Annotated in this window: 1 protein-coding gene; it reads right to left on the reverse strand. The window is 71.7% G+C overall.

Annotated features, from left to right (window positions below):
- Positions 1-32: 32 nt before the first annotated feature.
- A complete protein-coding gene (locus G6045_RS40735; RefSeq protein WP_165337279.1) occupies positions 33-674 on the reverse strand; it encodes a DUF6758 family protein in 642 nt (213 codons plus the stop codon).
- Between the last annotated feature and the right edge of the window lie 106 nt (positions 675-780).

Here is a 780-nt window from a genome sequence, read left to right on the forward strand (position 1 = left end):
GGCGGAGCCCCCTGGGGGCCTCGAGGGGCCCGCTACGGCGTCAGGATCCGTGGCGACAGTGCGCCGCACGGCAAGAGCTCGACCTCCGCACCCGCGTCCCGCAGATCCGTCAGAACCAGCTCGTCGTACATCAGCAACCCCGACTGCTCCGGCCAGACCACCGCCCACAGCCACAACCCACGCGCCTCACCGGCAAAGACCGCACGGTCCGCCGGAGTGTCCTTCACATGCCAGAGCGGAGTGGGACGGCCCGCCGCGTGCACCTTCGCCTGCGGCGGACGCGCAACGTCCATGTGCGGCCCGGGATCGGGACCCGGAAGCCCGGCATAACGAGCACCCAGACCGACGCCGAGCTCCTCGGCGACCAGGATCAGCTCGCCGCTGCCGCCGAGCGGACCGGGCCCCGAGCACGCCACCGCCGTGGCACGCCCACCGCTGCGGTCGTCCCCCGCGCAGGCCACGCCCGAGAACAGCCAGCCGACCGGAAGCGGCCAGGGCATCCAGACCGGGACATGGGAGCGGTGCACGACGACGGAGAGCGCCTCGACACTCGGTGGCACCACGGGTTGCAGCGGATGCACGGTGCCGTGCGCGTCACACTGCCAGGCATCGGCGAAAAGACCGGGAGCCCGCACCCGGCCACCACACTTCGGGCAACTGGGTTCGCCCCTCATAGCGCTCAACAGTCCTACCCACCCGCCCTCGCGTCAAGGACGATCACCCGTCTGTGGGCAGGCTTTCGGCGGGGCTGTTCTTTTGGGGGCTGCCGCCCCCAAGCCC

The sequence above is a fragment of the Streptomyces mesophilus genome (genome assembly GCF_011044995.1).
Taxonomy (GTDB): domain Bacteria; phylum Actinomycetota; class Actinomycetes; order Streptomycetales; family Streptomycetaceae; genus Streptomyces; species Streptomyces mesophilus.